At 63.8% G+C, this 8974-nt stretch carries 9 protein-coding genes and 1 pseudogene; 6 read left to right on the top strand and 4 right to left on the bottom strand.

All coding sequences use genetic code 11. The features are described 5' to 3' along the window. The 3 genes and pseudogenes from PMI40_RS09460 to PMI40_RS09450 form a co-directional block, all read left to right on the top strand. Nucleotides 1-341, top strand: a pseudogene (locus tag PMI40_RS09460) (sulfate adenylyltransferase); the annotation flags it as partial. Between the two features lie 23 nt (nt 342-364). Beyond that, the gene (gene cobA, locus PMI40_RS09455) at nt 365-1141 is read left to right on the top strand and encodes a uroporphyrinogen-III C-methyltransferase (RefSeq protein ID WP_008114540.1); all 777 of its coding nucleotides are present in this window, start codon (nt 365-367) and stop codon (nt 1139-1141) included. A gap of 7 nt (nt 1142-1148) precedes the next feature. Further along, a complete protein-coding gene (locus PMI40_RS09450; RefSeq protein WP_008114538.1) occupies nt 1149-1520 on the top strand; it encodes a tRNA-binding protein in 372 nt (123 codons plus the stop codon). Between the two features lie 13 nt (nt 1521-1533). Here PMI40_RS09450 and PMI40_RS09445 read toward each other — a convergent pair whose 3' ends face one another. The 4 genes from PMI40_RS09445 to lptF form a co-directional block, all read right to left on the bottom strand. Further along, nucleotides 1534-2094, bottom strand: coding sequence for a TVP38/TMEM64 family protein (locus PMI40_RS09445; protein ID WP_008114536.1), 561 nt, complete (start codon nt 2092-2094; stop codon nt 1534-1536). 82 nt (nt 2095-2176) lie between these two features. Further along, nucleotides 2177-2560, bottom strand: coding sequence for a sirohydrochlorin chelatase (locus PMI40_RS09440; RefSeq protein ID WP_008114533.1), 384 nt, complete (start codon nt 2558-2560; stop codon nt 2177-2179). Further along, nucleotides 2560-3693 (bottom strand): LPS export ABC transporter permease LptG, encoded by a 1134-nt coding sequence (gene lptG / locus PMI40_RS09435; RefSeq protein WP_008114531.1) that lies wholly within the window; start codon nt 3691-3693, stop codon nt 2560-2562. The genes PMI40_RS09440 and lptG overlap by 1 nt, the downstream gene beginning before the upstream one ends. Before the next feature lies 1 nt (nt 3694). Continuing rightward, entirely contained in the window at nt 3695-4825 is a 1131-nt protein-coding gene (lptF, locus tag PMI40_RS09430; protein ID WP_008114529.1) for an LPS export ABC transporter permease LptF, read from the bottom strand. A gap of 138 nt (nt 4826-4963) precedes the next feature. Between lptF and PMI40_RS09425 the strand changes: the two genes are divergently transcribed. The 3 genes from PMI40_RS09425 to PMI40_RS09415 all read left to right on the top strand — a co-directional run bounded on the left by PMI40_RS09425 (nt 4964) and on the right by PMI40_RS09415 (nt 8816). Next, the gene (locus PMI40_RS09425; RefSeq protein ID WP_008114528.1) at nt 4964-6481 is read left to right on the top strand and encodes a leucyl aminopeptidase; all 1518 of its coding nucleotides are present in this window, start codon (nt 4964-4966) and stop codon (nt 6479-6481) included. 230 nt (nt 6482-6711) lie between these two features. Continuing rightward, entirely contained in the window at nt 6712-7812 is a 1101-nt protein-coding gene (locus PMI40_RS09420; RefSeq protein ID WP_008114525.1) for an alkene reductase, read from the top strand. A 446-nt stretch (nt 7813-8258) separates the two neighbouring features. Then, complete coding sequence (locus tag PMI40_RS09415) at nt 8259-8816, top strand: FxDxF family PEP-CTERM protein (protein WP_008114524.1); 558 nt, start codon at nt 8259-8261, stop codon at nt 8814-8816. Nucleotides 8817-8974 lie beyond the last annotated feature (158 nt).

Here is an 8974-nt window from a genome sequence, read left to right as displayed (position 1 = left end):
CCGCGGCCAGCCAGCCGCCGGCCTCGGTCAAGTCGGTCCAGGCCGATGTCTGCTGGCTGTCCGAGGAACCGCTGGACCTGCGCCGCAAGTACTGGCTCAAGCACACCACCAAGCAGGTCGCCGCACGGGTGTCGAAGGTCGACACGCTGCTCGACATCAATACCCAGCAGCGACACCCCGCCGATACCCTCAAGCTCAATGACATCGCACGCATCAGCGTCAACGTGCAGCAACCGATCGCCGCCGACAGCTATGACGCCATTCGCGCCACGGGCGCCTTCATCCTGATCGATGAAGTGACGCACCAGACGGTGGCCGCTGGTATGATTCGGATCGACTAACATTCTTCAAAGTCTTACCGGCCATGGCCATCGATGCGGCAGTACCCGACACCCCATGCGAGTCCCCTCCTCCCAGCCCGCAACATCCGGGCCGGGTGTGGCTGATCGGCTCCGGCCCCGGCGCGGCCGACCTGCTGACGGTGCGCGGCGCACGCCTGCTGGCACAAGCCGAGGCGGTATTGCATGATGCCCTGGTGACCGAGGAGATCCTGGCGCTTTGCCCGCAGGCGGTGCTGATCCCGGTCGGCAAGCGCAGCGGCCAACGCTCCACCGCGCAGGTCGAGATCAATGCGCGACTGGTGCAGGCGGCCCGGCAATATCGGCGCGTGGTGCGCCTCAAGGGCGGCGACCCGATGTTGTTCGGCCGCGCCGACGAGGAAATGCGCGCCCTGGAAGCGCATGGCGTGCCCTACGAGATCGTCCCCGGTATTACCGCCGCACTGGCCGCGGCAGCGTCGGCCAAGCGGCCGCTGACGCGTCGTGGCATTGCCCGTAGCGTCTCGTTGTTTACCTCCAGCACCGCTCCCGACCTGCCGGGCGAGGTGATCATGCCCAACGGCGACACGTTGGTGCAGTACATGGGCGGGCGCGAAGCCACCGCCACCGCGCGTCGCCTGTTGCAACTGGGGCATGCGCCGAGTACGCCGGTGGTGGTGGTGGAGAACTGCAGCCGCGCCGACGAGCGTATCTACCATCTCCAGCTGTCGGGCCTCGAACCGGGCCTGCAAGCCTGCAGCGGTCCGGTGCTGGTCATGATCGGCCCGGCCCTGGCCGATCGCCCCGACCCTTCCCTGTCCTGAGGTTTGCATGCACCTGCTGCACGACACCAGCGCCGCGCCCGCCCCGGCCATCGATTTCGATACCTTCCTCCAGGTCGATATCCGTATCGGCACCGTCATTTCGGCCGAGCCGTTTCCCGAGGCGCGCAAGCCAGCCATCAAGTTGAAGATCGATTTCGGCCCCGGCGTCGGCGTGCGCCAGAGCAGCGCCCAGATCACCGCACACTACCAGCCCGATGCGCTGGTGGGGCGCCAGGTGGCGGCGGTCGTCAATTTCCCGCCGCGCCAGATCGGCAAGTTCATGTCCGAGGTATTGACATTGGGTTTTCCCGACGCCGCCGGCGAGGTGGTGCTGTTCGGCCCGGACCGGGCGGTGCCCGACGGCGCCCGGCTGTTCTAGGCGGGCGCCTGGTTCATTGCCAGCCCAGCACGCGCCCCAGGTAATCGAACAACAGGCAATAGAGCAGGATCGGCAGCGGCAGGCCGATCAGGGTTCCCAGCAGGTAGTGGCGAAACGGCACGCCCGACAGCGCCAGCACATAGTTGACCGTCGGCATGGTCTGGCATAACACCCGCAGCAGCGAAATACTGGCCACCGGGTGGCTGTCGAGCCGCCGCAGTATCGACACCACATAGCGATGATGGATCACCCGCAGGGCGTCGCCGCCGATGGCACGGATCAGGAAGTAGGTCACCGAGCACGACAGCACCGCTGCCACATAGGTGGCCATCCCGCCCCATGCCTTGCCCAGCGCCAGCACCGCCCCGGCCAGGAAGATCCAGCCCGGCAGGTGCAGCAGGTTACCCAGGCAGAACAAGCCGATGTAAAGCGCCAGTCCGGTCACCGGATGGCTCTGGATGAGTTGTTGCAGCGTGGCGGGGTTGAGCTTCTCGCCCAGGCCACTCAGATGCACGGCGACGGCAGTGGTGGCCAGCACCAGCACCAATACCGCGATGCGCCAATAGCGCTTCATGGGGAATCGTCCTCGAAATGCGCTGCGCGCGATTGTCGATCAGACAGGCAGACCTGCGCAGGGGTTCAGCGCGGCGACACCGTCACTGCTGCGCGGCGCGCAGGCAATAGGCGGCGACGGCTTGCAGTACGGCGTCGTCTTCGCCTACCGCACCGGCGACGTCGATATCGACGGCAGGATGGGCCAGGCGCAGGGAATCGATGAGCTGCGGCAGGTCGCGCCGCACGTGGGCGCCTTGCCCCAGGAACACCGGCACCACCGTGATGGCGCATGCCCCGCGCGCGATCTCGGCGGCCGCCAGCGACGCCAGGTCGGGTTGCATCAGCTCCAGGAAGGCCAGTTGTACACTCAACCCGGGACGCGCCGCCTGCACCAGCGCGCGCAGGCGCTCGAACGGCTGGGCCCAGGCTGGATCGCGGGCGCCATGGGCGAACAGCACCAGCGAACGGATCGGGGGCGTGCTCATCAGTGGCGCTCCACCCACCACAAGGCCCCGATCGCCAAGCCCATGAACAGCAAGCTCGGCAATGCTGCCGTGACCAGCGCCGGCCAGGTATTGAGCAAGCCCAGGTGCGAGAACAGGCTATTGATCAGCTGGAAACATACACCGATCATGATGCCGGTGAAGATCTTCAGGCTTACGCCGCCGGCGCGGAAATGCAGGTAGGCGAACGGCAGCGCCAGCGCCAGCATCACGAAGATCGACAGCGGGTAGACGATCTTCTTCCAGAACGCGATCTCATAGCGCTCGGTGCGCTGGTTGTTGGCTTCCAGGTGCTTGGTATAGGCGCGCAAGTCGTAGGCCGACATGCGGTCGGGGTCGGCAAAGAGCACCGAGAGGATCTCCGGGGTCACCTCCGACACCAGGGCCAGGCTCGGCAGCTTGCGGGTCTTGACCGGTTCGGTGATGCTGCGGTCCTTGCTGCCGGTGGCGAAGTCGGACTGCAGCACATCATTGAGTTGCCACTGGTGGTTGCCCTGGTAGACCCCGGTTGTGGCCGTGACCATGCGCGCCATGTGGAACTCGGTATCGAGCTCGTACAACTTGACGCCGCTGATGCGGCCGTCCGGCTGGATAGCCTGGATGTTGATGAAACGGCTGCCGGTGACATTGCCTTCCAGGCCCTGGTCCTTGATCACGTCCTTGGCCCACATGCCCGACCTGAACTGCGACGACAGCGAAGCCCCCTGCGCCTGCAACTTCAGCTTTTCGGCCCACTCGGTGGCCTTGGGCGAGATCAGCTCGCCGAACAGGATCGTCATCACGGCAAACCCGAGGCCGATGCGCATGAGCACCTTGGCCGCCATCGCGGTCGACATGCTGGAAGCGCGCATGATGGTGAACTCGGACCGCGCCGCGAACTGCGACAGCGTATAGATGGTGCCGATCAGTACCGCCGTGGGCATCAGTTCATAGACATTGCCGGGCAAGCCCATGACCACATACAGCACCGCCTGCTGCAACTTGTAGCCGTTGCGGCCGACCTGTTCCAGCTGGCCCATCATCTCGAAGAACGCAAACAGCGCCAGGAACGCCGCCAGCGCGAACATCACCGAGCGCGTGATCTCGGTGGTGAAATAACGTTGGATCACCTTCATGTCAGGCCTCGCGCTTGAAAACCAGTGCGCGGCGCAACGCCGACCACAGTATGGATGGGTGATAGCGGCTATTGACCTTCAGGCGCAACAGGAACATGCCCACGATCAGCAACACCACCACCACGTGCACCGGCCACCAGGCCATCATGAAGCTTGCGCGCCCCTGCGCCACCGAAGCCTGGAACACGCTCACCGTATTGCTGTAGACCACGAACAGCAGCAGCGCCACCAGCAGTCCCAGCGAACGACCGGCGCGCGGATTGACGAACGACAGCGGAATGGCCAGCAGCATCAGCGACAACGACATCAACGGCAAGGCGATGCGCCAGAGCAGTTCGCCGCGGGCGAAGCCGTCATCCTTGGCCAGCAGTTCGTCCATCGGCATGGCTCGCGCCGAGCGGTCGCCGGCAGCCGACTGCGACTGGCTGCCGATCAGCAGGCCATAGCGTTCGAAGTCGACAATCTGGAATTCGGGCAGGCTGGGGGTGCCATCGTAGCGACGCCCCTGGCTCATGACGACGAATTTCTCGCCATCGGCGTCGACCACGGTCTCGCCTTCCTTGGCCACCACCACGCTGTTCCTGCCGTCGGCGCCGACCGTATTGACGAACACGTTCTTGACCTTGGACGCGTCACCCGAAATGCCCTCGACGAAGAAGATGCGGTTGGCGCTGGCCGATTCCTGGAACTTGCCGGGCGACACGCGCGCGATATCTTCGCGTTGCTCGAAGCGTTTGCGATACTCGCCGCTTTCCTGGTTGGCCCAGGGCGTGACCACGAAGCTCAGTGTCGCCACCAGCACCACGATCGGCCAGCCAAACAGCAGCACCGGACGGATCCAGCGGGTCAGCGACAGGCCGGAGGAAAACCAGACCACGATCTCGGAATCCTGGTAGCTGCGGGTCATCACCAGCAGCACCGAGATGAACCCGGTGAGGATAAGGATCACCGGCATGTAGTTGAGGGACTGGAAGCCGATCAGGGCCACCACGTCCTGCGACGCCACCTGGCCGCCCGCGGCCTGGCCGAGGATCTTGATCAGCATCACGGTCAAGGTGATGGTGAACAGTGTGGTGAACACAGCGCCGGCGGTGCTGGTCAATTCGCGTCGTAGTGCGCGCTGAAAAATCATGTGAAGCTGGGAACGTATCCGGTCAATGGGCCTGTGAAGTCTCTGTCGCCCACAGCGCCCGGGTGAGCAGAACGCATCTCACGCCGATTGGTGAAATGAGTTCTATAATCGTCGGGTAATTCAAACTAAGGACGAGCGATGGACTTTAGCACAAAAACATTAGACGCAAAAACCGCTGTAACCTCCGTCAAGACTGGCGCGCTGGTCGTCGGCATCCATGAAAACCGCAAACTGGGCCGTGCTGCCGGCGCCCTCGACAAGCTGGGCGCCATCAGTGCCGCCGTCAAGTCGGGCGACATCTCGGGCAAGGCCGGCAGCACCCTGCTGCTGCGCGGGCTCGACGGCGTAGCCGCCGAACGGGTACTGCTGCTGGGCCTGGGTCCGCAGGATGAGTTGTCCGACAAGAACTTCGGCGCGGCCGCACAAGGCCTGGTGCGGGCCCTGGCCACGCTGGGCTGCGACGATGCCGCCCTGCTGCTGCCGCTGGACGAGGTCAAGGGCCGCGACCTGGGCTGGGCGGTACGCAATGTGGTGCTGGCCGGGCGTGACTCGGTGTATCGCGCCGATGTGCTCAAGAGCAAGAAAGACCCGCTGCCGACGGGCGTGAAGAAAATCACCTTCCTTACGTCGAGCGCCGATGCCACCGCCGCCAAGACCGCACTGGCCGAAGCCGTGGCGCTGGCCAACGGCATGGCCCTGACCAAGGAACTGGGCAACCTGCCGGGCAACGTCTGCACCCCGACCTACCTGGCCAATACCGCCAAGAAGCTGGCCAAGGATTTCAAGCTGGGCGTCGAAGTGCTCGAACGCAAGCAACTCGAAGCGCTCAAGATGGGCAGCTTCCTGTCGGTCACCAACGGCAGCGACGAGCCGCCCAAGTTCATCGTACTCAAGCACCTGGGCGGTCGCAGCAAGGACGCGCCGGTGGTGCTGGTCGGCAAGGGCATCACGTTCGACACCGGAGGCATCTCGCTCAAGCCGGGCCTGAACATGGACGAGATGAAGTACGACATGTGCGGCGCCGCGTCGGTGCTGGGCACCTTCCGCACCATCGCCGAACTGGGCCTGAAACTGAATGTCATCGGCGTCATCCCGACCTGCGAGAACATGCCCTCGGGCAGCGCCACCAAACCCGGCGACGTGGTCACCTCGATGTCCGGGCAGACCATCGAGGTACTTAACACCGACGCCGAAGGCCGTCTGATCCTGTGCGACGCCCTGACCTATGTCGAGCGCTTCAAGCCTGCCGCGGTGGTCGATATCGCCACGCTGACCGGCGCCTGCATCGTCGCCCTGGGCCACCACAACACGGGCCTGTTCACCCGCGAAGACGCGGCCCACGACCAACTGGCCAATGAATTGCTGGCCGCTGGCCGCAGCACCGGCGACACCGCCTGGCGCATGCCGATCCAGGACGTGTACCAGGAACAGTTGAAGTCCAACTTCGCCGATATCGCCAATATCGGTGGCCAGCCGGCCGGCAGCGTGACTGCCGCCTGCTTCCTGGAACGCTTCACGCGCAAGTACACCTGGGCCCACCTGGACATCGCCGGCACCGCCTGGAAGAGTGGCGCGGCCAAGGGCGCCACCGGGCGTCCGGTACCGCTGCTGACCAGTTGGTTGCTGAACCAGGCACGCGAGAAGGCCAAGGCCTAGGCTGCCACCTTCCCCGCCGTCCACAGGCCACCGCGATGCGGTGGCCTTTTTCGTCATGCCGCGCAAACTTCGGTGACGCGGTGCGGTCGGATGTCCACTTCCAGCGACAAAGATAATTCTCGACTAAACTGGTCGGGTTTTATTCACGACAGTCAGAACGGTCCGCCCGGCGCCACGGGAATGATGCCGCAGCGGCCCGATGTCCACTTCTCCCCACAGAAAGGATCTACATGACCGACACCCGCCAGACCAGCGACCTGTTCAAGCCTGTACAGATCGGCGCCATCCAGCTCAAGAACCGCATCGCCATGGCGCCGCTGACCCGTAGTCGCGCGCAAGCCGGCGATATACCCAGCGAACTGGCCCCCGAGTATTACGCCCAGCGTTCGGGCGCCGGCCTGATCATTGCCGAAGCCACGCAGATCTCGCCCCAGGGCAAGGGGTATGCGTTCACGCCAGGCATCTACAACGATGCCCAGGTAGCCGGATGGAAGAAAGTGACCGATGCGGTGCACGCCAAGGGCAGTCGCATCTTCCTGCAGCTGTGGCACGTCGGACGCATCTCGCACCCCGAGTTGCAACCGGACGGTGCATTGCCGGTCGCTCCTTCGGCCATCAAGCCCGAAGGCAACGCCTTCACCGAAACCGGCTTCAAGCCATTCGTGACCCCGCGCGCGCTGGAATTGTCCGAGTTGCCCGGCATCGTCGAGCAATACCGCACGGCCGCGCAACTGGCCATCAGGGCTGGGTTCGACGGTGTCGAGATCCATGCCGCCAACGGCTATCTGCTGGACCAGTTCCTGCGCGACAAGACCAACCAGCGCAACGACGCCTATGGAGGCAGCATCGAGAACCGCGCCCGCCTGCTGCTCGAGGTGGTGCAGGCGGTGACCTCGGTAATCCCCAGCGAGCGGGTCGGGATCCGCCTTTCGCCCACCAGCCCGGCCAACGATATCGCCGACAGCAACCCGCAAGCGCTGTTCTCGTATGTGGTAGAGCAGCTCAATGCCTACAAGCTGGTCTACCTGCATGTAGTCGAAGGGGCTACCGGGGGCCCGCGCGAGGTCGCCGGCGGCTTCGACCTGCAAGTGCTGCGCAACCTGTTCAAGGGCATCTACATCGCCAACAACGGCTATGACCTGGACCTGGCGGCCAAGGCACGCAGCAGCAACCTGGCCGACCTGGTGGCGTTCGGCCGCCCATGGATCGCCAATCCGGACCTGGTGGAACGGCTGCAGAAAGGCGCCGAACTCGCCAATTTCAATCCCGATACGCTCTACGGGGGAGGCGCCAAGGGTTACACCGATTATCCGGCGCTGCACGCAGGATAACGCCCCACAGAGACCGCAAGCAAACCCGATGGCCCGCCAACCGGCGGGCCATTTTCGTTGGATAGCCGGTTTGTCCGAATGCGCGGCTCGCCAATTGCGCAGCACCTTAAAACTAATTCTTTGTACTTATTCTCCGCCTGCACTAGTGCCGTGCAGCATCATCCTTCCGGAACTCGGTTGCGCCACGGAAATATCCATCCCATCCGCTGGAAAAGCACGCCAGTATTGACTTCCGGTTTTCTTACACGGCTACAGGACAAACACTGATTTTGCAAATTGGTGTTGAGCTTTCGTTGCAGCGCAGCTAATCTTTGTCCGGCCCGATCTAACAAAGTCGACAAGACAAACAAAACCTGGGTGAATTACTCCGGCCATAACAATTCAATCTCCGGATTCCAGCCCCCCGTTTGCAATCTCGTTAATCAAGATAAAGAAAGAGGTATGTAATGAAGAAATTAGTTGGCGGCCTGTTCCTGGCAGCTTCCCTGGTCGGTATTGGCGCGTCTGCCCACGCTTCGCAAATCAACCAGACCAGCGCGTTGACCTTCAACGGCACCACATCGGACTTCGGTGCGGCATTTGGCACGGGCACGACCGGCCAGACCTTCACCGAGAGCTTCACCTTCAACTACTCGAACCCGTTCTCGGTGTCGTCGGCGGTGATCTCGATCGCGCTCAACAACCTGTCGGCGCTCAACATCGACAGCTTCACACTGTCGGGTAACGGCCAGACCTTTGCCGGAACCAAGACCGTGGTCGACTCGGTGCAGTTCTTCACCCTCAACGCGTCCAACCTGGCATCGGGCCTGTATACGCTGGCCGTCAGCGGCGCTGTGACCGGCTCGGCCGGCGGCAGCTTCGGTGGCAACATCAGCATCGCCGCGGTGCCTGAGGCATCGACCTACGCGATGATGCTGGGTGGCCTGGCACTGGTGGGCATGGGCGCCCTGCGCCGTCGCCGCGATGGCGCAGCAATGCAAGCGCCGTCGATGATGGCGGCTTGAGCCCGGCGCCCGAAAGCGCCTGAGCTGCTGCACACTGCGGGGACCCCGATCTGATCGGGGTCCCCGCAATGCATTGGCCAGCCCATTGCGACAAGCCTGAAACATTCGCCCCATCTGGCTACAATAGCGCGCTGTGGCTGCCGTATCGTGCGGCAGGC

The sequence above is a fragment of the Herbaspirillum sp. YR522 genome (assembly GCF_000282575.1).
Lineage (GTDB): Bacteria > Pseudomonadota > Gammaproteobacteria > Burkholderiales > Burkholderiaceae_D > Herbaspirillum.
This window is presented reverse-complemented; position numbering and strand designations above follow the sequence as displayed.

Coding starts and splice junctions, on each gene's coding strand:
- cobA (WP_008114540.1), top strand. CDS start 365: ATGGCCATCGATGCGGCAGTACCCGACACCCCATGCGAGTCCCCTCCT.
- PMI40_RS09450 (WP_008114538.1), top strand. CDS start 1,149: ATGCACCTGCTGCACGACACCAGCGCCGCGCCCGCCCCGGCCATCGAT.
- PMI40_RS09445 (WP_008114536.1), bottom strand. CDS start 2,094: ATGAAGCGCTATTGGCGCATCGCGGTATTGGTGCTGGTGCTGGCCACC.
- PMI40_RS09440 (WP_008114533.1), bottom strand. CDS start 2,560: ATGAGCACGCCCCCGATCCGTTCGCTGGTGCTGTTCGCCCATGGCGCC.
- lptG (WP_008114531.1), bottom strand. CDS start 3,693: ATGAAGGTGATCCAACGTTATTTCACCACCGAGATCACGCGCTCGGTG.
- lptF (WP_008114529.1), bottom strand. CDS start 4,825: ATGATTTTTCAGCGCGCACTACGACGCGAATTGACCAGCACCGCCGGC.
- PMI40_RS09425 (WP_008114528.1), top strand. CDS start 4,964: ATGGACTTTAGCACAAAAACATTAGACGCAAAAACCGCTGTAACCTCC.
- PMI40_RS09420 (WP_008114525.1), top strand. CDS start 6,712: ATGACCGACACCCGCCAGACCAGCGACCTGTTCAAGCCTGTACAGATC.
- PMI40_RS09415 (WP_008114524.1), top strand. CDS start 8,259: ATGAAGAAATTAGTTGGCGGCCTGTTCCTGGCAGCTTCCCTGGTCGGT.